This window comes from Frigoribacterium sp. CFBP 8759 (assembly GCF_014841655.1).
Lineage (GTDB): Bacteria > Actinomycetota > Actinomycetes > Actinomycetales > Microbacteriaceae > Frigoribacterium.
Genome location: NZ_JACYUH010000003.1, coordinates 329,858 through 354,705, shown reverse-complemented (window position 1 = coordinate 354,705; position 24,848 = coordinate 329,858). Strand labels below are relative to the sequence as shown.

19 protein-coding genes are annotated in these 24,848 nt (G+C 72.4%); 9 read left to right on the top strand and 10 right to left on the bottom strand.

Annotated features, from left to right (window positions below):
• Nucleotides 1–92 precede the first annotated feature (92 nt).
• Nucleotides 93–842, top strand: a complete 750-nt coding sequence (locus IFT79_RS11820; RefSeq protein WP_192124354.1) for a gamma-glutamyl-gamma-aminobutyrate hydrolase family protein — start codon at nucleotides 93–95, stop codon at nucleotides 840–842.
• A gap of 28 nt (nucleotides 843–870) precedes the next feature.
• Nucleotides 871–2,085, top strand: coding sequence for a Fic family protein (locus IFT79_RS11815; protein ID WP_192124352.1), 1,215 nt, complete (start codon nucleotides 871–873; stop codon nucleotides 2,083–2,085).
• Here IFT79_RS11815 and IFT79_RS11810 read toward each other — a convergent pair.
• Nucleotides 2,082–2,861: an SDR family NAD(P)-dependent oxidoreductase gene (locus IFT79_RS11810; RefSeq protein WP_123570661.1), complete on the bottom strand. Its 780-nt coding sequence runs from the start codon at nucleotides 2,859–2,861 to the stop codon at nucleotides 2,082–2,084. The genes IFT79_RS11815 and IFT79_RS11810 overlap by 4 nt on opposite strands.
• A 280-nt stretch (nucleotides 2,862–3,141) precedes the next feature.
• Here IFT79_RS11810 and IFT79_RS11805 point away from each other — a divergent pair, with 280 nt between their 5' ends.
• From IFT79_RS11805 to IFT79_RS11795, 3 genes are all read left to right on the top strand, one after another.
• Nucleotides 3,142–4,179, top strand: coding sequence for a methionine ABC transporter ATP-binding protein (locus tag IFT79_RS11805; protein WP_192124351.1), 1,038 nt, complete (start codon nucleotides 3,142–3,144; stop codon nucleotides 4,177–4,179).
• Nucleotides 4,176–4,982, top strand: coding sequence for a methionine ABC transporter permease (locus tag IFT79_RS11800; RefSeq protein WP_192124349.1), 807 nt, complete (start codon nucleotides 4,176–4,178; stop codon nucleotides 4,980–4,982). The genes IFT79_RS11805 and IFT79_RS11800 overlap by 4 nt, the downstream gene beginning before the upstream one ends.
• 122 nt (nucleotides 4,983–5,104) lie before the next feature.
• Nucleotides 5,105–6,031: a MetQ/NlpA family ABC transporter substrate-binding protein gene (locus tag IFT79_RS11795; protein WP_192124347.1), complete on the top strand. Its 927-nt coding sequence runs from the start codon at nucleotides 5,105–5,107 to the stop codon at nucleotides 6,029–6,031.
• A gap of 31 nt (nucleotides 6,032–6,062) precedes the next feature.
• Here the strand turns inward: IFT79_RS11795 and IFT79_RS11790 are convergent, their stop codons facing one another.
• The 6 genes from IFT79_RS11790 to IFT79_RS11765 all read right to left on the bottom strand — a co-directional run bounded on the left by IFT79_RS11790 (nucleotide 6,063) and on the right by IFT79_RS11765 (nucleotide 14,174).
• Nucleotides 6,063–9,068, bottom strand: coding sequence for a glycoside hydrolase family 2 TIM barrel-domain containing protein (locus IFT79_RS11790; protein ID WP_192124345.1), 3,006 nt, complete (start codon nucleotides 9,066–9,068; stop codon nucleotides 6,063–6,065).
• A gap of 70 nt (nucleotides 9,069–9,138) precedes the next feature.
• The gene (locus tag IFT79_RS11785) at nucleotides 9,139–9,894 is read right to left on the bottom strand and encodes a 6-phosphogluconolactonase (protein WP_192124343.1); all 756 of its coding nucleotides are present in this window, start codon (nucleotides 9,892–9,894) and stop codon (nucleotides 9,139–9,141) included.
• Nucleotides 9,891–10,817, bottom strand: coding sequence for a carbohydrate ABC transporter permease (locus IFT79_RS11780; RefSeq protein WP_192124341.1), 927 nt, complete (start codon nucleotides 10,815–10,817; stop codon nucleotides 9,891–9,893). Before IFT79_RS11780 ends, IFT79_RS11785 begins: the two co-directional genes overlap by 4 nt.
• Nucleotides 10,814–11,806, bottom strand: coding sequence for an ABC transporter permease subunit (locus tag IFT79_RS11775; RefSeq protein WP_192124339.1), 993 nt, complete (start codon nucleotides 11,804–11,806; stop codon nucleotides 10,814–10,816). The genes IFT79_RS11780 and IFT79_RS11775 overlap by 4 nt, the downstream gene beginning before the upstream one ends.
• Nucleotides 11,806–13,077: an ABC transporter substrate-binding protein gene (locus tag IFT79_RS11770; protein ID WP_192124338.1), complete on the bottom strand. Its 1,272-nt coding sequence runs from the start codon at nucleotides 13,075–13,077 to the stop codon at nucleotides 11,806–11,808. The genes IFT79_RS11775 and IFT79_RS11770 overlap by 1 nt, the downstream gene beginning before the upstream one ends.
• A 65-nt stretch (nucleotides 13,078–13,142) precedes the next feature.
• Nucleotides 13,143–14,174 (bottom strand): carbohydrate kinase family protein, encoded by a 1,032-nt coding sequence (locus IFT79_RS11765; protein ID WP_342211836.1) that lies wholly within the window; start codon nucleotides 14,172–14,174, stop codon nucleotides 13,143–13,145.
• 134 nt (nucleotides 14,175–14,308) lie between these two features.
• Here IFT79_RS11765 and IFT79_RS11760 point away from each other — a divergent pair, with 134 nt between their 5' ends.
• From IFT79_RS11760 to IFT79_RS11750, 3 genes are all read left to right on the top strand, one after another.
• Nucleotides 14,309–15,055: a DeoR/GlpR family DNA-binding transcription regulator gene (locus tag IFT79_RS11760; RefSeq protein ID WP_199859672.1), complete on the top strand. Its 747-nt coding sequence runs from the start codon at nucleotides 14,309–14,311 to the stop codon at nucleotides 15,053–15,055.
• Nucleotides 15,052–16,407 (top strand): 6-phospho-beta-glucosidase, encoded by a 1,356-nt coding sequence (locus tag IFT79_RS11755; RefSeq protein WP_056046903.1) that lies wholly within the window; start codon nucleotides 15,052–15,054, stop codon nucleotides 16,405–16,407. Before IFT79_RS11760 ends, IFT79_RS11755 begins: the two co-directional genes overlap by 4 nt.
• A gap of 104 nt (nucleotides 16,408–16,511) precedes the next feature.
• Nucleotides 16,512–19,733 carry a glycoside hydrolase family 38 N-terminal domain-containing protein gene (locus tag IFT79_RS11750; RefSeq protein ID WP_192124336.1) on the top strand — a complete coding sequence of 1,074 codons (3,222 nt, stop codon included), beginning with the start codon at nucleotides 16,512–16,514 and terminating at the stop codon, nucleotides 19,731–19,733.
• Nucleotides 19,734–19,934: 201 nt separating this feature from the next.
• Here IFT79_RS11750 and IFT79_RS11745 read toward each other — a convergent pair whose 3' ends face one another.
• Genes IFT79_RS11745 through IFT79_RS16440 form a run of 3 tightly spaced genes read right to left on the bottom strand, consistent with a single transcriptional unit; the run spans nucleotide 19,935 to nucleotide 23,113 of the window.
• Nucleotides 19,935–20,711 (bottom strand): DeoR/GlpR family DNA-binding transcription regulator, encoded by a 777-nt coding sequence (locus IFT79_RS11745; RefSeq protein WP_056046906.1) that lies wholly within the window; start codon nucleotides 20,709–20,711, stop codon nucleotides 19,935–19,937.
• A 48-nt stretch (nucleotides 20,712–20,759) separates the two neighbouring features.
• A complete protein-coding gene (gene pdxA, locus IFT79_RS16445) occupies nucleotides 20,760–21,803 on the bottom strand; it encodes a 4-hydroxythreonine-4-phosphate dehydrogenase PdxA (RefSeq protein WP_056046908.1) in 1,044 nt (347 codons plus the stop codon).
• Nucleotides 21,800–23,113 carry a four-carbon acid sugar kinase family protein gene (locus IFT79_RS16440; RefSeq protein WP_192124334.1) on the bottom strand — a complete coding sequence of 438 codons (1,314 nt, stop codon included), beginning with the start codon at nucleotides 23,111–23,113 and terminating at the stop codon, nucleotides 21,800–21,802. Before IFT79_RS16440 ends, pdxA begins: the two co-directional genes overlap by 4 nt.
• Before the next feature lie 71 nt (nucleotides 23,114–23,184).
• On the opposite strand from IFT79_RS16440, the gene IFT79_RS11730 reads away from it, so the two are divergent.
• Nucleotides 23,185–24,846: an ABC transporter substrate-binding protein gene (locus IFT79_RS11730; RefSeq protein ID WP_267658825.1), complete on the top strand. Its 1,662-nt coding sequence runs from the start codon at nucleotides 23,185–23,187 to the stop codon at nucleotides 24,844–24,846.
• Nucleotides 24,847–24,848 lie beyond the last annotated feature (2 nt).

The following is a 24,848-nucleotide window of genomic DNA, read 5'->3' as shown; positions in this document are numbered from 1 at the left end:
GTGCACGGCACCGCGTCTCGTCGCGGTGCCGTGCACGAAACGCGGTGCGAAGCGGTGCGGTGCGGTGCGGCCGGGGCTGCCAGGATGGCGCGATGAGCGACTCGCCCGCACCGCGCCTCCTGAACCTGTTGCTCCTCGACGTCACCGACGAGGCCCGCGACGACCCCGCGTTCGAGCGAGAGCTCGACGCCCTGTCCACCTCGGTGGTCGCCGCCGCCGAGCAGGTCGGGTTCACGGTGCGCCGGGTGCCGGCCAACCGGCTCGGCGACGTGCACGCCGCCCTCTCCGAGGCGGACGCGGTGCTCGTCACCGGTGGCGAGGACGTCGACCCGAGCCACTACGGCGGTCCCCTCGACCACCCGGGGCGGGGCCAGACCTTCGCCGACGCCGACCGGGTGCAGATCGAGGTGGTGCGCGGGTCCGTGGAGGCGCGGCTGCCGCTGGTCGGCATCTGTCGCGGCATGCAGGTGGTCGACGTCGCCCTCGGCGGAGACCTCGTGCAGCACCTCGACCACCCGGGCCACGTGAACCCCGACAGCGTCGAGGACAGCATGGTCGACCACCCGGTCCGGCTCGCCGACGGCAGCACGCTCGCGACGATGCTCGGTACGACGTCGCTGGTCGTGCGCAGCTCGCACCACCAGGCGGTGGGGCGCCTGGGCGAGGGGCTGCGCGCGGTCGCCTGGGCCGACGACGGCACGGTCGAGGCCGTCGAGCACGTCACGGCTCCGGTGTGGTGCGTCCAGTGGCACCCCGAGGACCGCGGGGCCACCGGCACGGTGCTGACCGACCTGCTCGTCGCGGCGCGCGACGCCGCCCTGGTTCGTCGAGAGGACGTTTGATCCGCTAACCATGGCTAAGGTGGGTGGCATGCCCCTGATTCCCCCGCCCTCGTGGCCGCGGGTCGAGTACGAGAGCCACCCCTGGGACGACGACGAGGACGCCCCGCTCTCCCGCCGAGCTCGACTGCGGTCACGCGGCCCGTACGAGGCCGCCGTCACCCCGGCCATCGCCGGGGCGGCCGCGCCGAACCTGCCCGCGGACCTCGTGGTCGACTGCGAGGACGCCGTCGCCGAGCTGGCCCGCTTCGACGCCGAGGTGGGCGCGTTCACCGCCCCTTTCGCGGCGATCCTGCTGCGGAGCGAGAGCGCGTCGAGCTCCGAGATCGAGAACCTCACGGCCATGCCCCGTGGCATCGCCCTCGCCGCCCTTGGCCGGAAGGCCGGGACGAACGCCCGGCTCGTCATCGCCAACGCGCACGCGATGGAGGCCGCCGTCGCCCTCGCCGACGACCTCGACGACGCTGCCGTGATCGCGATGCACGCGGCCCTCCTGGGCGACGAGCAACCGCATCACACGGGCCGCTGGCGCGATCAGCAGGTGTGGATCGGCGGCACGGCAACGAGCCCGCACACGGCGGACTTCGTGCCGCCCCGCGCCGAGAGGGTGCCGCGAGCCATGGACGACGTGCTCGCCTTCGCCCGTCGTGACGACCTGCCGGCCCTCGTGCACGTCGCGCTGACCCACGCGCAGTTCGAGACCATCCACCCCTTCCCCGACGGCAACGGCCGGACGGGTCGCGCGATCGTCCACTCGATGCTGAGACGGCTGGGCGTCATGCGTCAGGTGACGGTGCCGGTCTCGGCCGGCCTCCTGCGGGACGCCTCGGGGTACTTCGACGCACTCGGGGCGTATCGCGACGGCGACGTCGAGCCGATCGTCCGCGCCTTCACCCGCGCGACCGTCGAGGCGGTCGACAACGGCCGTTCCCTCGTGATCGACCTGACCCGGCTCCGCCTGCAGTGGGACGAACTCACGACCGCCCGCGCGGGGTCGGTCGGTCGACGTCTGCTCGACGTGCTGCAACGCCAGCCCGTCGTCGACGTGCCGTCGGTCGCCCGCGAACTCGGGGTCGCGACGAACAACGCCCGGGCCGGCATCGAACGACTCGTCGACGACGGCATCGTGCGGCCGATCGGTGAGGCACGCCGCGGACGCCTGTACGAGGCGCCCGACGTGCTCGTCGCCCTCGACGCGTTCGCCGTGCGGGCCAAGCGCGGCCGACGACCCGGGCCCGGCGCCTAGCGCTCGCGGACGATAAGGGCCGAGGCCGCGGTCACGAGTCGGCGGGGCAGGAAGCGGTGCGCCTGGGCACCGATCGCGTTGCCGAGCCCGCTGACCACCACGGCACGGCGACGGCGCACGGCCCGTAGTGCCGCGGTGACGACCTGCTCGGGGGTCTGGCGACCGCTCGTGAGGAAGTCGCTCCCGGTCGCGGCGAAGAAGCCGGTCTCGGTCGCCCCCGGGCAGAGGGCCGTGACGGTGACGCCCGACCCCCGCACCTCGGCGTGCACCGCCTCGCTGAACGAGAGCACGAACGACTTGGTCGCCCCGTAGACCGCCATCGTCGGGATCGGCTGGAAGGCCGCGGTCGAGGCGACGTTGACCACCGTGCCGCGGCGTCGCTCGACCATGCCCGGCAGCAGCGCGCGCGTCAGCGCGACCACCTGCGAGCAGTTGAGGTGCACCTGCGCCTGGACGGCGGCGGGGTCGGACTCGACGAACGCCCCGTGGGAGCCGACGCCGGCGTTGTTCACCAGCACGTCGATCGCGCGGTCGCCGACGGCGGCCAGCACGGTCTCGACCCCGTCGGGCGTCGACAGGTCGGCGACCACGGCCGTGAACGACCCGGAGGCGCGGGTCGCCACGAGCTCGGCCCTCACCTGCTCGAGACGGTCGCCGCTGCGCGCCACGATCACCACGTCGTGGTCGGGGGCGAGCCGCCGGGCGAACTCCGCGCCGATGCCGCCGGAGGCGCCGGTGACGAGTGCGGTGGGCAGGGACGTGGTGGGTGCGGGCATGTCGCCCATCCTGCCGCGCCCGCCGTCGGAGGAGGTCGCACCACGCTCGCGTGGTCGAACCACCCGGGGGGCTGGTTCGACCACGGGAGCGTGGTGCGACCGGCCCCTGCGGCTGGGCCCCGCAGCCGGGCCCCGCGGCCGCGCCCCGCAGCCGGGCCCCGCGACACACGGCGTCACGCGGCGACGCATGACGTGACACGTCCTCGCGAACGCGACCCGCGCCTCCTTATGCTCGGCGACACCCCGAACCCACCACCTCAGCCGACACCCTGGAGCCCCCATGATCAGCCTCGAGCAGCTGACGAAGGTCTACGAGACCGGATCGCACCGCACGTCCGTCCTCGACCGCGTCGACTTCCGGGTCGACACCGGCGAGATCGCCGCGGTCGTCGGCCCGAGCGGCGCCGGCAAGAGCACCTTGGCCCAGTGCGTGACGCTGCTCGAACGACCGACCTCGGGCTCGGTCGTCGTCAACGGCGACGACCTGACCCGGCTCGGCGAGCGCGACCTGCGGGTCGCCCGCCGTCGGATCGGCACGGTGTTCCAGTCGGACGGACTCTTCGGCCGTCGGACCGCCGCACAGAACGTGGCCCTGCCGCTCGAGTACCTGGGCGTGACGAAGGCCGAGACGAGGCGTCGAGTCGCCGAGCTGCTCGACCGCGTGGGGCTCGGCCACCGTGCCGACGCCCGGCCGCACGAGCTCTCGGGCGGCCAACGCCAGCGCGTCGGCATCGCCCGGGCCCTCGCCCTGCGGCCGACCGTGCTGCTCTCGGACGAGGCGACGTCGGGCCTCGACCCCGCCTCGACCACCTCGATCGTCGACCTGCTGCGCGAGTTGCGTGACGACCTCGGCCTGTCGATCCTGTTCGTCACCCACGAGATGGACACCGTGCTGCAGATCGCCGACACCGTCGCGCGCCTCGACCACGGACGCATCGTCGAACGGGGTCGTGTGCTCGACCTGCTGCGCGACCCTGCGTCGGCGCTCGGTGCGGCGCTGCGACCGACCCGACCGGCGGCCGGCGCCCCCGACGGCTGCCGCACCTGGCGGCTCGACTACGTCTCGGCCGACGTGCCGACCGACTGGCCGACCACGCTCGGATCGGCCCTGGGGTCGCCCGTGTCGCTGCTCGGAGCCTCGATCGAGACCCTGGGAGGCGCGACCGTCGGGCACGCGACCGTCGCCGTCCCCGAGGCGGTCGCCTCGCGCCTGCCCGGGGTCGCCGCCGCACTCGGGCTCACCGCCCGCTCCCTCGACCCGTCCCCGGCGCCCACGCCCACGTCCACGCTCACGCCCGAACAGGAGCTCGTCCGATGACCGTCGTCAGCACCGTCGCGCCGATCGCGACGACCGTCCTCGCGTCGGGCACGAGCCCGTCGACCGCGTACGACAACTCGGTGCCGTGGGCGCAGATCCCCGCCCTGGTGCTCCCCGCACTCGGCGACACGTTCGTGATGGTCGGCATCGTGATGGCGATCGTCGTGCTGGTCGGGGTGCCGCTCGGGGCCCTGGTGCACAACCTCGGCCCCGCGGGCCTCGTGCCGAACGCGCCGGTGCACACGGTGCTCAGCGCCGTCATCAGCATCGGACGCTCGCTGCCGTTCTTGATCCTCATGGCGTCGATCGTCCCGTTCACCCGGTTCGTGACCGGCACCAACATCGGCATCGCGGCCGCGGTGGTGCCGATGTCGATCGCGGGCATCGCCTTCTTCACCCGCATCGTCGAGAACTCCCTGCGGAGCGTCCCGAGCGATCGGGTGCGCGTGGCGACCGCGAGCGGGGCGTCCCGCCTGCAGATCGTCCGCACCGCACAGCTGTCCGAGGCGCTGCCCGGCCTGATCGGGGGTCTCACGATCAACACGATCGCGATGATCGAGTACTCGGCCATCGCCGGCACCATCGGCGCCGGCGGCATCGGCTACGTCGCCGTCACCTATGGCTACCAGCGCTTCGACCACACCGTGATGATCGTCACGATCGTGTTGCTCGTCGCGACGGTCGCGGCCGTCCAACAGCTCGGCGACCTCGCCGTGCGGGCCACGAGCCCCGAGCCGGTCCGCCGGCGCCGCTGGTGGCGGCGCCGCGCGACCGACCTGCCCCCGGTGGCCGCGGCGGTCTGAGCCGCACCGCGCCTCCCCGTTCCCCTCTGCGGTCCCGCACCGCGCCTCCTCGTTCCCCCCTGCGGTCCCGCACCGCGCCTCCCCCACCCACAGGCGCCGCCTGCCCCTCCCGAAGGACAGCCATGCCCGAGAACACCCCCACCCCTGCACCCCGCACCGCGACCGTCACGGACGACCACGGCTTCGAGCTGAGGCGTCGCCGCCGTTGGCCCTGGATCGCCGGAGGCGCGGTGGCGGTCGTCGCCGTCGCCGCCGCGATCGTCGTGCCCCTGACCGCGCCCGCCGGGCCGGCCGTCGCCGAGGCCGGGGCGACGCTGACCGTCGCCACCGCCGAGGGCAACGCGTCCGAGCAGGCCCTCGTGCAGTTCGTCGCCGACGAGGTCGCCCCGAAGTACGGCATCACCGTCGCCTTCACGGGCCTGAGCGACAGCAACACGATCAACCGGGCCGTCAGCGAGGGCGAGATCGCCGGCACGGTGTACCAGCACGAACTGTGGCTGGACCAGGTGCTCGCCTCGAACCCGGACTTCCGGGAAGAAGCGGCGACGCCGGTGTTCCGCTGGGGCTTCGGCCTCTGGTCGTCGAAGTACACCGATCCCGGCCAGCTGCCCGACGGCGCCACGGTGTCGCTGTACTCCGACCCGGCCAACGAGGCCCAGGGGCTCTGGGTGCTCGAGCGCGCCGGCCTCATCACGCTGAAGGACGGCGTCGACAAGGCACACGCCACCCAGGACGACATCGCCTCGAACCCGAAGGACCTGCAGTTCACCCTGCTCGACTTTGCCGCACAGTCGCGGGCCCTGCCCGACCTCGACGCAGCCGTCGGCTACACCGAGTACTACCTCGCCGCCGGCGTGCCGATCGAGCAGCAGATCTTCGCCCCCGCCGCACCGGACGAGTTCGCCGGCCAGCTCACCATCGGCAGCGACTACGCCGACGAGGACGCCGTGAAGAAGCTCGTCGCCGCCTTCCAGGACCCGGCCGTGCAGGAGTTCCTCGCGACCGACCCCCGCGTGAAGGGCATCCTGCTGCCGCTCGACGCGGAGTAGGTCGCACCGCGGAGTAGGTCGCACCGACGGGTCAGGCGAGCACGACCTCCCAGGCGCGAGCGGAGGGCCACAGGGCATGACGGGGCAACACGTCGGGACCGCAGGCCCGCGAGCCGAGTCCGTGCTGCGCGTCGTCGAGGTAGAGGTGCAGCGCCGTGGGCTCGGGCAACTCGTGGGGGTGCGCGGCGAGGGCGACCTGCTGTGCCGTGTGCCTCGCGAGCTGGAACCCGCACCGGTGCCCCGCTCCGTCGGGCACGGTCGTCACCGACAGCACCGGGCCCCCCGCCGACGCAGCGACGCCACCCGGACCCCCGAGCGTCAGCGACCGCAACCCGGGGCGGTGCCCGGTCTCCTGCGGCCGGGCGTACTCGACCGAGAGCCCGTCGACGCTCGACGTGAACCGGCCCACCCGGGCGGCCGCCGCGCTGTCCGCGTACGACTCGGCGGGCCCGGTACCGAGCCAGTCGACCGGCGACGACGCGAGCGACAGCGGCAGGTCGAACCGGGCGCCGACGCGCGGCCAGGTGCAGTCCCACGGCCCGAACGGCACGGCCTCGGTGCGCAGCAGCACGCCGTCGGCGGTCGCCGTCCAGCGGAAGGTGACGTCGACGCCGGTGCCGGTGTGCGCGGCGGACACCCGCACGCGCTGCTCGAGCCCGTGGTCGGACCGGCACACCGACAGCACCCGGTGCACGAGCCGGTGCAGGCCGCGCTCGACCCAGCGCTCGGCCGAGGGCGGGGTCTCCTCGGCCCCGCGACCGTGGGTCAGTTCGGGTTCGGCGAGCTCGTACGAGCCCTGGCCCGCCCCGCGGTCGTTGTCGGTCGGTGCCCGCCACAGTTCGAGGCGGGGCCCCGCCACGGGCAGCCCGTGCCACGAGGTCAGGGCGCCCCGGGCGTCGAAGGTGAGCGCACCGAGCGTGTCACCGCTCCAGGCCCCGGAGGCGCGGGTGCGGGCCGCCGGGCGACTCGCCACGAGCGCCTGGTCGCGCCCGAGCACGTGGCCGGCCCCGGCCCAGGGCAGGTCGTGACGCGTCACCGCCGTGACGGTGAGGTGGGCCTCACGGACGGTGGCGGCGTCGCCTGCCGCGCGCGCCTCCTCGGGGACCTCGACCGTCGCGGTCGACTGCGCGGTCAGCGTCGGCACGTCGAGCACGCCCGAGGCGACGACGTGACCGTCGTGCTCGAGCTGCCAGCGCACCTCGACGTCGTCGGTCGACGCGGTGTGCCGTCGGTTCTCGACGGTGACCAGTCGGGCCGCGTCGAGCAGACGCACGCGGACCGGGGTGATCACGGCGGCGAACTCGGCGAGGGCCGGGGTGGGCGTGCCGTCCGAGAGCAGCAGGCCGTCCATGACGAACTGACCGTCGTGCACGACCTCGCCGAAATCGCCGCCGTAGGCGAAGTACGGCGTGCCGTCGGGGGTGCGGGTGGCGATGCCGTGGTCGCGCCACTCCCAGACGAAGCCTCCGTGCAGGCTCGGCCAGCGGTCGACGGCCGCCTCGTAGTCGGCGAACGAGCCCGGGCCGTTGCCCATCGCGTGGCCGTACTCGCAGAGCACGAAGGGCTTCTGCCGCTGCCGGGCACCCTGGGCGCCCTCGGTCTCGTGGATCGTCGTGGCCGGTTCGCCGCAGACCGACGCGATCTCTTCGAGGGTCGGGTACATGCGCGAGTAGACGTCGGTGTACTCGCCGGCCAGGTCGCCCTCGTAGTGCACCGGTCGGGTGGCGTCGCGCCCGTGCAGCCAGGTCGCCATGGCGGCGAGGTTGCGCCCCGTGCCCGACTCGTTGCCGAGCGACCACATCACGATGCTCGGGTGGTTCTTGTCGCGTTCGACCGTGCGGGCGATCCGGTCGAGGTAGGCATCGCACCAGGCGGGTTCGTCGCTGGGGTTGCCGCGCCACTCGACGTCCCAGAAGCCGTGGGTCTCGAGGTCGCACTCGAGCACGACCCAGAAGCCGTACTCGTCCGCCAGGTCGAGGAGTCGCGGGTGCGGCGGGTAGTGCGCGGTGCGGATCGCGTTCACGTGGGCCCGCTTCATCAGCTCGAGGTCGGCACGCGCCTCGGCCTCGTCGAACACGCGTCCTCGCACCGGGTGGGACTCGTGGCGGTTGACGCCCCGGAAGGTCACGCGGCGGCCGTTGACCTCGAACGAGTCGCCCACGATGTGCACCGTGCGGAACCCCACCCGCAACGAGACGGTCTCGCCCGGCGAGGCGACGGTCGCGTCGTAGAGGCGCGGCACCTCGGCGCTCCACGGCTCGACCGCGGGCAGGTCGACGGGAGCCACGTCGGCCGGGGTCGCCCAGGTGACGTCGACGCCCAGTGCCGGCACGCGCAAGGTCACGGGGAACGCGCCGACCACGTCGAGGTCGAGCCGGCCCGCCCCGGTGGCGTGGTCGTACGACGCCCGCAGGTCGACGTCGTCGAGGGCCGCGGCGGGGCGCGACTGCAGGGTGACGCTGCGGAAGATGCCGGGCATCCACCACTGGTCCTGGTCCTCGAGGTAGCTGGCCGCCGACCACTGGTTCACCCGGACCGCGAGGGCGTTGGCCCCCTCGACCAGCGCGTCGGTCACGTCGAACTCGGTGGCGAGGCGGCTGCCCGTCGTCCAGCCGAGCTCGACGCCGTTCAGCCACACGGTCGCGAGGCCGTCGACGCCGTCGAACCGCAGCACGACGCGCGCGCCACTCCGGAACGACGCCGGCACGACGACCGTGCGTCGGTACTCTCCGGTCGGGTTCTCGTCGGGCACGTGCGGCGGATCGATAGGGAACGGGTACTGCAGGTTCGTGTAGATCGGCGACCCGTGCCCGTGCAGCACCCAGTGCGAGGGCACCGGCAGCTCATCCCAGTCGGCGTCGTCGAGTTCGGGGTCGGCGACCTCGGGGACCCGTGCCTCGTCGTCGAGGGGAGCCTCGGGCAGCAGTCGGAACCGCCACGGCCCGTCGAGCGAATGGGTCGGGGCGTCGCTGTGCAGCCACGAGCGGGGGGCTAGCCGTGAGGCGGAACCGGGGGCGACGTCGTCGAGGTGGGTCATGGTGCTCTCTGTGGTGGGGGCGGTCGCAGGAGGCGCGGGGGGCGGGAGGCGCGCGGGAGGCGCGGGGCGGTCAGACCGCGCCCAACGCCTCCCGGTCCGCGACGATCGTGACACGCGGGTGGCGCCGCAGCAGCGAGGCGGGCACCGACTCGGTCACCGGGCCCTGCAAGGCCGCGGCGAGCGCCGCGGCCTTCGCGCGACCGCGCGCGACCAGCAGCACCTGCCGCGCAGCCATGATCGTCCCGAGCCCCTGCGTGATCGCGTGCGACGGCACGGCCCGGGCGTCGCCACCGAAGTAGCGGGCGTTGTCGAGGCGGGTACGGTCGGCCAGTTCGACCACGCGGCTGCGGCCGTCGAACGGCGAACCGGGCTCGTTGAAGCCCAGGTGGCCGTTGGCCCCGATGCCGACGATCTGCAGCCCGACTCCGCCGAGCTCGACGATGCGCCTCTCGTGCGCGTCGGCGGCGAGGGTCGCGTCGACGGGGTCGGGGCACGACCCGTCGGGCACGACGACCCGGTCGTCGTCGACGCCGAGCGGCCTCGCGATGCGGTCACGCACGAACGTACGGTAGCTCTCGGGGTGGTCGGCCTCGAGCCCCACGTACTCGTCGAGCGCGACGAGGGTCAGGCCGCAGGTGCGCAGGCCGTCCTGTCGGCGCAGCACGAGCTCGGCGTAGAGCGGCTCGGGTGACGAGCCGGTCGCCACGCCGAGCACGCCGTGGGGTTCGGCCCGCACGAAGGCGGCGACGACGTCGGCCGCGTGCTGGCCGATCTCGTGGGCCCCCGAGGCCGCGACGACCTCGGGGCCGACGACGGCCTCGGTCACTTCAGCGCCCCCTTCGCGATGTCACCGATGAACTGCTTGGCACCGATGAGGAACACGATGATCAGGGGCAGGACGGCGAGCAGGGCCCCCGCCATGACCATGCCGTAGTCCTTGCCGTGGGCGCTGTTCAGCTGGCTCATCGCGACCTGCAGCGTCAGCGTGCCCGGGTCGTTCAGCACGATCAGGGGCCAGAGGTAGTCGTTCCACGAGGCGATGAAGGTGAAGACGCCCAAGAAGCCGAGGCCCGGGCGGATCAGCGGGATGCAGACCGTGAGGTACTGACGGAAGAACCCGGCGCCGTCGATCTTGGCGGCGTCGATCAGTTCGTCGGGCACGGCCGACACGATGTACTGGCGCAGCCAGAAGATGCCGAAGGCGTTGGCCGCGGCGGGCACGATCAGGGCCTGCAGCTGACCGACCCACCCGAGGTTGATCATCGTGATGAACTGCGGGATCACGCTGAGTTGAGCGGGCAGCATGAAGGTGACGAGCAACAGGGTGAAGAGCAGTTTGCGGCCCGGGAACGAGAACTTCGCGAAGGTGAACGCCGCGATCGAGTCGAAGAACAGCACGAGTGCCGTGACCGACACGGCGACGATCACCGTGTTGAGCAACGAGCCACCGAAGTCGATGGTCTCGAACACCGCGCGGATGTTGTCGAACAGGTGCGTGCCGGGCACGAGCACGGGCGGCGACTTGTAGATGTCGCTCGTCGTGTTGCTCGCCATGACCACGAGCCAGTACAACGGGAACAGCGAGATGACGGCTCCGGCGGCGAGCAGGCCGTGCAGCACGGCTCGCGAGGTCGGCACCTTCGCGCCGCGCCCGGCGGCCCGGCCACGACGCTGCTTCGGATCGTCGTTCGCCGTGGCGTCGACGACCTCGGCGGTCACGCCGCGGGCGGCGTTCACGATCGTGCTCATCGCGCGACCACCTCCTCGCGCGGGGAGACGGGATCGACGTCCACGGGTTTCTCCTTCTTGCCCGATCCGAGCCGCCAGTTGATGATCACGAAGATCACGACGAGCAGGAACACGGCCCAGGCGATGGCTGCTCCGTAGCCGAAGCGGTTGTAGTTGAAGGCCTGCTGGTAGAAGTACAGGACCGTCGTGAGACCGGCTTGACCCGCGCCTCCGGAGTTGGGGTTCGTCGTCGACGACGACGCCGTCAGCACCTGCGCCTCGGTGAAGCTCTGCAGGCCGGTGATCGTCGAGACCACCAGCACGAAGAGGATCGTCGGGCGCAGCAGCGGAAGCGTGATCGACCAGAAACTACGGATCACCCCCGCGCCGTCGAGCTTGGCGGCCTCGTAGACCTCGCCACTGATCGACTGCATGCCGGCCAGGAACAGGATCGCGTTGTAACCGGTCCACTGGTAGGTGATCAGCACGGCGATGGTGACCTGGATCGCCCAGGGGGTCGACAGCCAGGCCACGCCGTCGAAGCCGAGGGTCCGCAGGCCGGCGTTCAGCAGGCCGAAGCTGTCACCGAAGATCGAGCCGAAGAGCACCGCCATCGCGACGACCGAGGTGACGTTCGGCACGAAGAACGCGATGCGGTAGAACGTGCCGAACCGCTTCGCCGAGTTGAGCATGGCCGCCACGATCACGGCGATGACCATCATCGGGAAGGTCGACAGGGCGAAGATGATCAGGGTGTTCTTGATCGACAGCCAGAAGGTCTGGTCGGCGACCAGGGCCCGGAAGTTGTCGAGGCCGACCCATTCGGGCGAGCCGAGGCCGTTCCAGTCCTGGAACGACAGCACCAGCGAGTAGCCCGCGGGGAACAGCCCGAAGATCGCGAAGAGCACGAAGAACGGCGCGATGGCGACGTAGTAGGGCCAGCTCTTGCGCAGCCCCGCCCGGGAGCGCGCGGTGGGGCGCGCTCCCGGGCTCAGCACGGTGGGGATCACTACTCGGCGGCCTTCAGGGCGGCCTCGCCGGCCGAGACGGCGTCGTTCCAGGCCTGGTCGGGGTCCTTGCCGAGCGACTGCACGTTCTGCAGCTCGGTCATGTAGGGCGCCGCGACCTGGTTCTCGAACGGGCTGGTGTACGCGGTGGGCATGTCGGCGGCGGCCTGCGCGAAGACCTCGACGGTCGACTGACCGCCGAAGAACTCGTCGCCCGCGGTCAGCTCGGGGGCCGAGTAGGCGGCCGTGGCCGACGGGAAGATGCCCTTGTCCTGGTAGGCGACGATCTGGTTCTGCTCGCTCAGGATGTCCTTGATCACGGCGAATGCGGCCTCGGGGTCGTCGGTGCCCTCGGGGATCGTCAAGAACGACCCTCCGATGTTGGCAGGGCCGCCGGGCATCGGTGCGACGCGCCAGTCGCCCGAGGTGTCGGCCGTGGCGCTCTTGATGTCGGCCTGGTACCAGGCGGCACCGAGCAGCGTCGGCAGCGAGCCACCGGTGATGGCGGCGGCCCAGTCGGGGCTGCCGTCGGTGAGCCCGGCGGTCAGGCCCTTCTCCTTGGCCTCGACCGCACGGTCCCAGGCCGCCTTGATCTCGTCGCCGTCGCCGGTGAACCCGCCCTCCTCGTTCACGAAGCGGGCGCTGCCCTGGCCGATCGACTTGGTGAACACGTCGCCCATGTCGACCTCGAGGCTCGCCCCCGTCGCCGCCTTGAGCTTCTCGCCGAAGGCGAAGTAGTCGTCCCAGGTCGAGGTCGCCGCGGCGACGTCAGCGGGCTCGGAGGGCAGACCGGCCGCGGCGAGCACATCGGCCCGGTAGTAGAGGGCGGTGGGGCCGATGTCGATCGGGATGCCGATCAGCTTGCCGTCGGCGGTCGTCGCCTCGGCGAGCTTCCAGGCCGGGAACTGGTCGACGATGTCCTTGGCACCGAGGTCGTTCAGGTCGGTGAAGAGGTCGGATTCGCTGAGGAAGTACGGCATGTCCTCACCTTTGACGCCGCTGACGGCGGGCAGGCCGGTGCGGCCGGTGAACGTGGTGACGAGCTTCTGCTTGAAGTCGCCGCCGATCGTCGACACCTTGATCGGCGTCGTCTCGTCCACGCTGCTCAACACCTTGTCGCTCAGGCCGTCGGGCCAGATCCAGACGTCGGTCTCTCCGGAGGCGTTCGCACCCCCGCCCGAACCGGCGCACGAGGCGAGCAGGGGGGTGACGAGGGCGAGCACGGCGACGGTGCCGGCGATCTTGCCGACGAGGCGTCGGGTGGGGAGTGCCATGGGGTCTCTCAATCGGTTGGGGGGAAGCCGAAGTGGGGCGGGGGGGGACGAGCAGGAGGTACGGGTCAGCGGAACAGCGTCGTGCTGCTCTCGCCCTGGTCGTGGAGGGCCTCGAGCACGAAGTCGTAGCGGCCGGGTTCGGCCGCCGTCGGATGGGCACCGAGCCAGCCGGCGAGTTCGTCGAGCCGAGGGGCGCCCGAGGCGCCACCCGGTCGCGAGACGGTGACGCCGGCCACGAGGCAGGCGAAGTCGACGCGCTGCAACAGCGACCAGTCGGACCGCGAGCCGGCCACGGCCAGCGCGGCACCGAACACGTCGCCCGCCCCGGTGGCGTCGACGGCGTGCACCCGCACGGGTGGACGGACCACCTCGTCACCACTGGCGGAGTCGACGGCGACGACGCCGGCCGAGCCCGAGGTCACGACGCTCAGCGGCACGCGGTCACCGAGGCGGCGTGCGGCGTCGATCGCCGAGTCGGTGCCTGTGTAGGCCATGGCCTCGAGGTGGTTCGGCATGAACGCGTGGCAGTCGTCGAGCTGCTCGAGCAGGGAAGGGTCCCAGCGTTCGGACGGGTCCCATCCGACGTCGGCGAAGACGCGGGTGCCCTGGGCGGTGGCCCGCGCGATCCAGGTGCTGCGCGCCTCCTCGAGGTGCACGAGGGCGACGGCGGCGGCGGGCAGGACGTCGGGCAGCAGCGCGTCCGACCCGATCGGAGCGGGCGTGCCGCCGGTGACCAGCGCGCGGTCGTCGCCGTAGCCGAGGGACGCGGTGACGGGCAGGGCCCAGCCGGGCACGGTGACGAGGTACGACAGGTCGATGCCCTCGGCAGCCAAGGAGGCGCGGGTCATGGTCGAGAACGTGTCGCCGCCCACGGCGGCAGCGATCGAGGTGGGGACACCGAGGCGAGCGCCCACCAGGGCGAAGTTGGCGATGCCGCCGGGGCCGGCCCCGAACGACGAGGTCCAGACCTCGTGACCGAGCACGGGCGCACCGGGCAGGTCACCGAACACCACGTCGGCGAACAGCTGCCCCACGACGAGCATGCCGGCGAGGGCGTCGCTCTCGGCGGGTGGGGCGGTGCGGGGTGCGGTCTGCACGGGGTCCTCCTCGGGTCAGATCGGCGTCGGCGTCGACCTGCTGAGACGTTTCTAGCCCATGTGCGCACAAATGTGAATGATTTTGTTTGTTACAAGATTGTTTCTGCTCGAAATTGCGCGCTACTGTTCAGACCATGAAAGACGTCCGAGACATCGTGATCCTCGATCGGCTGCGCTCCGAGCGGGCGGCGACGGTCACCGACCTGGCCCTCGCCACCAGCACGAGCGAGGCCACGATCCGCCGCGACCTGCAGCGCCTCGACGAGGCGGGGGTGCTGAGACGGACCCACGGCGGCGCCGTGCTCGTCGAGGCGGATGCCCCCTTCGCCGAGGTCGAGCAGGTCAATCGCCGCGCGAAAGAGCGCATCGCCGCGGCGGCGGCATCCCAGGTGGCCGACGGTCAGTCGGTCGTGCTCGACATCGGCACCACGACCCTGCACGTCGCCGAACACCTTCGGGGTCGCGACGTCACGGTGATCACGGCGAGCATCGCGGTCTTCGATCTGCTGCGCGACGACCGTGCCGTCCAGCTCATCCTGCTGCCGGGCGACTGGGACCCGGTCTACCGGTCCGTCTCGGGCCCGCTGACGGCCGAGAGCCTGCGACTACTGCACGCCGACCACGCCTTCATGGGCGTCAGTGGCATCGCCGACAACGGCGACCTCCGCGACACGACCATGAGCCAGGTGCCGATCAAGCGCGCCATGGCCGAGGTGAGCGACCGGGCCACGGTGCTCGCGGACTCGAGCAAGTTCCCGGGCACCGGCGCCGGCCGCGTCGCCCCCAGCGCGTCGTTGACGCAGCTGATCACCGAATCGACGCCGCACGAGAACGTCTCGGCTGCGCTGGCACGCAAGGGAGTGACGGTGACCGTCGCATGAAGCTGACCATCCTGGGCGGGGGCGGCTTCCGCGTCCCGCTCGTCTACTCGGCGCTGCTGCGCGACCACGCCGAGGGCCGGGTCACCTCGGTGGCCCTGTACGACACCGACGCGATCAGACTCTCGGCCGTCGCCCGCGTGCTGCGAGAGCAGGCACTCGAGCACCTCGACGCGCCCGTGGTCTCGCTGCACACCGACCTCGACGACGCCCTGCGCGGAGCCGACTTCGTCTTCTCGGCGATCCGGGTCGGCGGCATGGCCGGTCGCTCCTGCGACGAACGGATCGGCCTGTCGCACGGCGTGATCGGTCAAGAGACCGTGGGCTACGGCGGCATCTCGTACGCCCTGCGCACCCTGCCCGTCGTGATGGACCTCGCCGTCCGCGTCAAGGCCCTGGCCCCCGACGCCTTCGTGATCAACTTCACCAACCCGGCCGGCGTCGTGACCGAGGCGATGTCGCGCGTGCTCGGCGACCGGGTGATCGGCATCTGCGACAGCCCCATCGGCCTCGCGCGCCGCGTGCTCGGAGCCCTCGACGTGCGCGTGCCCGACGACGCCTTCGACAGCGTCACCATCGACTACGCGGGCCTCAACCACCTGGGCTGGCTGCGCGGACTGACCGTCGACGGCGTCGACGTGCTGCCCCGGCTCTTCGAGCAGCCGGAGCGCATCGAGACCTTCGAGGAAGGCAAGCTGTTCGGTGCTGACTGGGTCACCGAACTGGGCGCCGTGCCCAACGAGTACCTGCACTACTACTACTTCACCCGCGACGTGCTGCACGCCGACCAGCTGGCCGTGCAGACCCGCGGTGGTTACCTCGTCGACCAACAGGCCCGCTTCTACGACGAACTCGCCGAGGGCGACGGCTCGGCCCTCGCCCTCTGGGAACGCACCCGACTCGAACGCGAGACGACCTACATGGCGACCAACCGGCAGTCCGCAGGCATGGGCGACCGCGACCAGGACGACCTCGTCTCGGGCGGCTACGAGCACGTCGCGCTGGCCCTGATGCGCGGCATCGCCTACGACCAGAGCGCCCGACTCATCCTCAACGTGCGGAACGGCGGCACCTTGCCCGAACTCGACGCGGACGCCGTCGTCGAGGTGCCCTGCGTCGTCGACGCGAGCGGCGCCCACCCCGTCGTGGGCACCTCGCTGCCCGACTTCGGCGTCGGCCTCGTCACGAACGCGAAGTACGTCGAGCGCCAGACGATCGAGGCCGGCGTCGACGGCTCGAAGGCGGCCGCCGTGCGCGCCCTTGCGCACCACCCGCTGGTCGACTCGGTCACCGTCGCCCGCTCGCTGCTCGGCGACGCGATGGCGAGCTTCCCCGGGCTCGACTACCTGCGCTGAGGCGCGACCCCGCAGGGCCGGGGCGACCCGCGCCTCCTCGACCTCCCCCCGACCACCCTCTTACCCGGCGACGCCGCCGGGGCCCCACCCCGTGAGGACTTACCGTGCACCAGAACCAGAAACTCGTCGAAGAGCGCATCGAGCGCGTGCTGAACGAGCGCATCACCCCCGCCGTCCACTCGGCGACCACCCCGGTCACCCTGCGCGCCTGGCAGGTGCCCGACGAACCGGTGCCGGTCGCCGAGGCCCTGGCCCAGACGTACGACCCCTTCGAGATCGGCCAGCCGTGGGGACGCGCCTGGTCGACCTGGTGGTTCGAAGTCCTCGGCGAGGTCCCTGCCGACTGGGCCGGGCATACGGTCGAGCTCGTGCTCGACCCCGGGTTCATCGGCGACTGGCCGGGCAACCAGGCCGAGTGCCTGGTGCACACCCCGGACGGCGTGCCGATCAAGGGCATCCACCCGCGCAACACCTACGTGCGCCTGCACGACGAGGCCGCCGGGGGCGAAGCCGTGCACTTCTTCGTCGAGGCCGCCGGGAACCCCGACATCTTGGTGAACGAGTTCGTTCCGACCGCCTACGGCGAGAAGTCGACCGCGCCGACGGAGCCGATCTACCGGTTCCGCACCGCGCAGCTGGCCGTCTTCGAGCACGAGGTCTGGGGCCTGCGCTTCGACGTCGAGGTGCTCTACCAGATGATGAAGGAGCTGCACCAGGACGACCCGCGTCGCCACGAGGTGCTGCGAGCCCTCGAACGCTCGCTCGACGTGCTGCGCCTCGACGACATCGTCGGCACCGCGGCAGCCGCCCGCGAGGTGCTCGCCCCGGTGCTCGCGAGCCCGGCCGTCCCGAGCGCCCACACCCTGAGCGGCATCGGCCACGCGCACATCGACAGCGCCTGGCTCTGGCCGATCCGCGAGACCAAACGCAAGACGGCCCGCACCTTCTCGAACGTGCTGACGCTGGCGAAGCAGTATCCCGACTTCCGCTTCGCCTGCTCGTCGGCGCAGCAGTACCAGTGGGTGAAAGAGAACTACCCGACCGTCTTCGAGGGCATCAAGCAGGCCATCGCCGACGGAACCTGGTACCCCGTCGGCTCGCAGTGGATCGAACCCGACGGCAACCTGCCGGGCGGCGAGGCCATGGTGCGTCAGATCACCCACGGCCTGCGCTTCTTCGCCGACGAGCTCGGCGTCGAGACGCACGGCGTCTGGCTGCCCGACTCGTTCGGCTACACGGCGTCGTTCCCGCAGATCGCCAAGCTGGCGGGCCTCGAGTGGTTCCTCACCCAGAAGCTGTCGTGGAACCAGACCAACACGTTCCCGCACCACACCTTCTGGTGGGAGGGCATCGACGGTTCGCGGGTCTTCACCCACTTCCCGCCGATCGACACCTACAACTCGACCCTCGAGGCCGAAGAGCTGCACCATGCGGTGCGGCAGTTCCGCGAGAAGGGCGCCGCCACGCGCTCGCTCGTCCCCTTCGGCTACGGCGACGGAGGCGGTGGCCCGATCCGCGAGATGATGGAACGCCAGCGTCGGGTGAAGGACCTCGAGGGTTCGCCCCGGGTCGAGATCGAGCACCCCGACGAGTTCTTCGCCAAGGCCCGTGCCGAGTACGAGGACGCCCCCGTCTGGGTCGGCGAGCTCTACCTCGAGCTGCACCGCGGCACGTTCACCTCGCACGCCCGTGAGAAACGCGGCAACCGCGAGGCCGAGCACCGCCTCCGCGAGGCCGAGCTGTGGTGGACCACCGCGGCCGTCCGCACCGGTGCCGCCTACCCGTACGCCGCCCTCGACCGCCTCTGGAAGCTCACGCTGCTGCAGCAGTTCCACGACATCCTTCCGGGCTCGTCGATCGCCTGGGTGCACCGCGAGAACGAGGACGACTACCGCCGCAGCCTCGCCGAGCTCGACCTGCTGATCGAGGAGGCGCTGGTCGCCGTGGCCTCGCCCGGCAGCGTCGTCAACGCGGCCGGTCACGACCGCGTTGCCCTGGTGGAGGACGCCTCGGGTGTCGCCGCCGCCCTGGTCGCGGTGCCCGGCTCGGGCGTCGCGCCGCTGGTCGCCGTGGACGCGACCTCGCCGGTGGTGGTGACCCGCGCCTCCTCGGGGGGTGCGACGGTCGAGAACGGGCTCGTGCGCATCGTCGTCGACGAGCGCGGCCTGATCACCTCGATCGTCGACCTGCGGCACGACCGCGAGCTGGTGCCGGCCGGCCGCGCGGCCAACCTGCTGCAGCTGCACGAGGACCTGCCGAACGCGTGGGACGCGTGGGACATCGACGCGCACTACCGCCACAGCCGCACCGACCTGGTCGAGGCCGACGCGGTCGAGATCGTCGAAGAAGGGCCGCTGCGCGTCACGGTGCGCGTCGAGCGCTCGTTCGGCCGCTCGCGGGTCGAGCAGTTCGTCTCGCTCGTGGCCGACGACGCCCGCGTGCACGTCCGCACCGAGCTCGACTGGCGCGAGGACGAGAAGCTGCTCAAGGTGAGCTTCCCGCTCGTGCTGCACGCGCAGCACCACAGCGCCGAGATCCAGTTCGGCCACGTCCGCCGCGCCACCCACACCAACACCTCGTGGGACGACGCCCGGTTCGAGGTGATGGCGCACCGCTGGGTGCACGTCGAGGAGCCCGGCTACGGCGTCGGCCTGACGAACTCGGGCAGCTACGGCCACGACATCACCCGCACCGTGGGCGAGACCGGCGAGGTCGAGACCGAGGTGCGCGTCAGCCTGGTGCGCGCGGCCCGCAGCCCGGACCCCGTGCAGGACATCGGTCACCACCGCTTCGACTACGCGCTCGTGCCGGGTGCGACCATCGACGAGGTCGTCCGCGCGGGGTACGAGCAGAACCTGCCCGTGCGCGTGGTCGGCGCCGGACGCGGCGGGGCGACGTTCGTGCTCGGCGCGGGTGCCGGCAGCACGGCGGGTGCGGGGCACGGCGCGTCGACGACTGCGGAGGTCCCTCCGGCCTCGGACGTCTCGGCCAGCTCGACCACCTCGGCCGCCTCGACGCCGTCGACGTCCTCGGCGGTCGGGGGTCTCGTGTCGCTCTCGGGCGAGCAGGTGCGCATCGAGTCGCTCAAACTGGCCGACGACGAGACGGGCGACGTGGTCGTGCGGCTGTACGAGTCGACCGGCGCCCGGGCCGGCACCCGTGTCGACGCCCACTTCGACGTGACCCGCGTGACCGAGGTCGACGTGCTCGAGCGTCCGCTGACCGAGGCCATGCCCAGCGCGCTGCGCTTCGCGCCCGACGCCACCGGGGCCGACCTGACCCTGCGCCCGTTCCAGGTCGTGACACTGCGCCTGCACCGCGCCTGAGTCGCGTCGGGTCGCGACCCGCGCCTCCTTCCCCCTGAACCGGCAGGAGGCGCGGGTCGACCCGGCCGCGGCGGTGCCACCCGACCGACATCGCACCGCCGAATGGACGTCGCACCGCCGAAGTCGGCGGTGCGACGTTCATCCGGCGGTGCGACACGGGCGCCGGCGCGCCGACGGGCGGCACGCGGGCGGGCGGGCGGGTCAGCCGGCGGGCGCGACGACCACGTCGACGCCGGCGGCCGCGAACTCGGCCAGCGCCTCGGTCGTGGCGGTGGCGTCGGTCACGAGCGTCCAGCCCTCGGGCAGCGCCGCGCGGGCGTGGAACGTCGCGCGACCGAGCTTCGACCCGTCCGCCAGCACGTAGACGCGCTCGGACTGCCGGCACATGAGCTCTTTGAGTCGGGTCTGCACGAGGTCGGCCTCGACCACGTGGCCCGAGGCGAGCACGCCGTCGGCGCCGAGGAACACCCGGTCGAAGGTCAGGCGCTCGAGGGCGGCCTCGGCCAGCGGCCCGACGAAGCCCTGGCTGGCCGGGCGCAGCGTGCCGCCGAGGCACTCGAGGTGGATGCCGTCCGAGTCGGCGAGCTGTTGGATCACGGCGATCGAGGTGGTGGCGACGGTCGCGACGAGACCCGAGCGCGCCTCCCGGGCGAGGGCCGCGACCGACGAACCGGCGTCGAACAGCAGCGTCTCGCCGTCGTGGACCAGCGTGCGGGCGTGCCGCGCGATCTCGGCCTTGGCCACCCCGGCCTCGAGGTTGCGCTGACGGAAGGTCGGCTCGGCACCGGGGGCACCGAGCGGCATGGCCCCGCCGTAGGTGCGGGCGATCTCGCCGCGCCGGGTGAGTTCGGCGAGGTCGCGGCGGATGGTCGACGGGGTCACCTCGAAGCGACGACTCAGCTCGTCGACGCTCGCCAGGCCGGTGGTGTGGGCCAGGTCGACGATGTCGCGGCGTCGCTCGCGTGCCGTGGTGCTCATGCGGTGGTGCTCATGCGATGGCCGTCCTGATCGGTGGGGCGGGCGACGTCACGCCGACGACGCACCGACCCGGGCGGCGTCGGCCGGGCTGGGCGACATCTCGACCGCCTGGCGCAACGCCTCGATCATGCTACCGACGGCCACGACGCCCGTGCCGGCGATGTCGAACGCGGTGCCGTGGTCGACCGAGGTGCGGATCACGGGCAGTCCGACGGTGATGTTGACCCCCGCCTCGATGCCGAGCACCTTCACCGGGCCGTGGCCCTGGTCGTGGTACATCGCCACGATGAGGTCGTAGTCGCCGCGGCCGCCGAGGAAGAACGCGGTGTCGGCCGGCAGCGGCCCGACGGCGCGGATGCCGTCGGCCTGGAGCACCTCGAGGGCCGGGGTGATCTTCTCGGCCTCCTCGCCGTAGCCGAAGAGCCCGTTCTCGCCGGCGTGCGGGTTGATCGCGCAGACGCCGATCCTGGGGTCGTCGACGCCGGCCCGGCGCAGCGCCTCCCAGCCGCGGCGCACGGTGCGCTCGACGAGGCCGGGCTCGATCTTCGCGATGGCGTCGATCAACCCGATGTGGGTCGTCACGTGGATCACCTTGATCTTGGGGGTCGAGAGCATCATCGACACCTCGCCGACGCCCATGAAGTGCGCCAGCAGCTCGGTGTGGCCGGGGAACACGTGACCGGCCTCGTGCAGCGCCGCCTTGTTCAGCGGTGCGGTGCAGATGCCCTGCACGAGACCGGCCATGCCGAGCTCGCACGCGATGCGGATGTACTCGTACGCCGCGTGGCCGGCCTCGGCCGAGACGGCGCCCCAGGGCAGGTCGGCCGAGAGCAGGTGCGGGTCGACGACGTTGATGCGGCCGGGGGTGAAGACGGCGTCGGCGGGCCCGTCGACCTCGACGATCTCGGCGTCGACCCCGAGCGCGGCGGCGCCGAGCCGCAGGCGGTGGGCGTCCCCGACGACGACCGGTCGCGCGTCGCGGTAGGCGGCCTCGTCGAGCAGTGCGCCGACGGTGACCTCGGGTCCGACGCCGGCGCCGTCGCCCATGGTGACGGCGATGAACGGCCGCGTGTCGGGGGTCGTCGTGGTCATGGGGTTCTCCGTTTCGTGGGGGCGCCGGACGCTGCCGACGCGGTGAGGTCGTGGGGGTCGACGCCGGCGCGCGTGCGGCGCACCAGGTCGACGAGGTCGGCGAGCACGGTCGGGCCGCCGAAGCTGCCGGGCTTGGTGGCGACGAGCCGGTCGTCGCCCGCGGCCCCCCGCCCGTCGCCCGCGAGGCTGAGGACGGCGCCGTGCTCGAGTTGGGTGAGCGGCCGCAGGGTGGTCGTCGCGAGCCGGTCGAGCACCGCGCGGGCGGTCTCGCCGCCGGTCAGCACGAGGTCGAGCTCGACGTCGGCGTCGATCCGGGCGACGACCTCGGCGAGGGCCGCCGATCCGACGAGCGGGTCGGGCAGGCGCCGGGCGGTGACCGTCAGCACGGCGACGGACGACCGGGACAAGGAGGCGCGGGTCGCCTCGACGAGGAGGCCGGCGTCGTCCGCCGGGTCGAGCACGTGCACGTCCGCACCGGTCGCGGCGAGCGCGTCGGCGTGGCCCCGGGCTACCTCGGCGGCCGAACCGACCACGACGAGGACGGGCCGCTCGGCCCCGGCCCCGTCGCGGGGCCCGGCCTCGTCGCGGACCCCGGCCTCGTCCGACGCGTAAAGACCAGCCTCCGTGCTCGACGCCGGAGGGACCGCGTCGGCCAGGGCAGCGGCGAGCGCCGCACTGCCCGCGAGGGCGACCGGCCGACGGACTCCGGGAGCGGCGACCAGCCGGAGGACGGCGTCGACCACGGCGGCGAGGTCGTCGTCGGTCTCGGCGTCGACCAGGAGCACCGCTCCCCCGGCGAGGGCCGCGTCGAGGTGCGCCGCGGACGCGTCCGGCCCCGACCGCACCACGTCGAGGCCGACGAGCACCGTCGGCCGATCGACGAGTTCGGCCAGGGTCGAGGGGGCGCCGTGCGGTTCGAGATGCCAGAACGGCGTCTCGGCGAGGGGTCGCCCGTCCACCAGGGGCCGCCCGTGGACGACGGTGCGCCCGAGGGCGGGCAGCGCGCCGGCCACGACGAGGTCGTACCCGCGGGCGGCCAGGGCCTCGAGCTCGGGCCCGACGTGACCGCGCCAGAGCGAGTCCGTCTTCTTCAGCACGAGGGCGCCGGCCGTCAGGGGCAGCGTGTCGATCGCGACCCGCGCCTCCTCGGCGGTGCCGGAGCGGGTGCCGACGTCGACGACCGTGACCGCCGCGGCGGGACCCGCCGGCACGCCGAGCGAGACCACGGTCTCGTGACCGCGCAGCCGGAACTGCTCGGCGGTCTCGGCGGCGCCGGAGAGGTCGTCGGCGATGACGGTGATCGGGCTCATGATGCCGCCATCCTGACACGACTGCGCGTTATGCGCTACCGGTCTTGCGCGAAACGCGCAGCGGTGGCACAGTGTCATCCAGCCCGGACGAGGGCGTCGCAGCGCTGCGGGACCGGGCGCCGTCGACCTCGTCGAACCCCTGGATCGAGAGGTCGATGATGACCGTTCCGTTCGCGGACCACGAGATGTCTCGCCGCACCCTGCTCCGCTGGGGTGCCGCGGCCGGCCTCTTCGTGACCGCCACCAGCCTCGCCGGCTGCGCCGGACCGACCGGGTTGCCCGGACCCGGCACGCTGACCCTGGCCCTCAACCGCTCGCTGGTCAGCCTCGACAACAAGCTGAACCAGTTCGACGCGGCCGTCACGGTGCAGCGGGCGGTGCGTCAGGCCCTCACGCAGATCGGCCCCGACATCACGCCCGAGCTCGTGCTCGCCGAGAGCTTCGAGCCGACGAGCGACACACAGTGGACGGTCCGCCTGCGCGAGGGCGTTCGCTACTCGGACGGGACGCCCGTCACGGTCGCCGACGTCGCCACCGCGCTGCAGATGTACGAGCAGGTGCAGGGCTCGTTCGTCGCCAGCTTCTTCCCCGAGTTCCCGACCGTGACCGCGATCGACGAGCGCACCTTCACGCTCGACTCGTCGCAGCCGATCCCGGTGCTCGACGCGTTGATGAGCAACATCCTGATCACCCCGGCCGCGGCGAACAAGCCCGAGGAGCTGCAGGACGGCGTGGGCAGCGGCCCGTTCGTCGTCACCCGGTTCAACCGCGGCGCCGGCACCTACAGCCTGAGCCGCAACGAGCAGTACTGGGGCGAGGCGCCGGGCGTCGACCGGGTCGAGGTGCGGTTCCTGCCCGAGGAGTCCAGCCGCGTGATCGCCCTGCGCAGCGGCGAGGTCGACGTGATCGACTCGATCACGCCCGACTCGGCGACCCAGTTGCAGGGCCTGCCCGGCATCGTCCTCGACGAGGCCTCGAGCCTGCGCATCAACCAGATCTTCTACAACTTCCGCAAGCCCGAGGGGCACCCGCTGGCCGACGCCCGGGTGCGCGGAGCGCTCAGCCACGCGATCGACGGCCGGGCGCTCGTCCGCGACGTGCTCACCGACTCGGTCACGCAGGCCGACGGCGTCGTGCCGCCGAGCCTGCTCGGCTACGCCAAGACGGGCGAGTACACCTACGACCCCGACCTCGCCCGCCGCACGCTCGCCGAGCTCGGGGCGAGCGACCTCACGTTGCGCATCATCTGGGAGACCGGCGAGTTCGCCGGCGACACCTTCATCATGGAGGCGCTCGTCGAGATGTTCGGCGCGATCGGCGTGCGCACCACGCTGCAGCAGTTCGAGCCCGGCGGCGACATCCTCCAGTGGCGCCAGGGCAAGGCCGGCGACTGGGACCTGCTCGGCAACGGCTTCTCGGCCCCCACCGGCCTCGCCTTGACCATCCTGCAGGGCATGTACGCGGGCACCGCCGAGAAGGAACAGACCCGCGACACGTACCAGGGCTACGTGCAGCCCGACGTGGCCGAGGCGATCGCCCGGGCGTCGACCGAGCCGGACGCGACCCTGCGCCAGCAGCGGCTCGCCGAGGCGCAGCAGGCGGCCTGGGACACCTGGCCCTGCGCCTGGGCCTTCGTGCCCAAGTCGGTGCTCGCCCGTCGCGAGCGGGTCGAGCGCCTCGCCCTCGCGTCGTCCAACACGTATCCGCTCGCCGACGTCCGACTGGGGGCCTGACC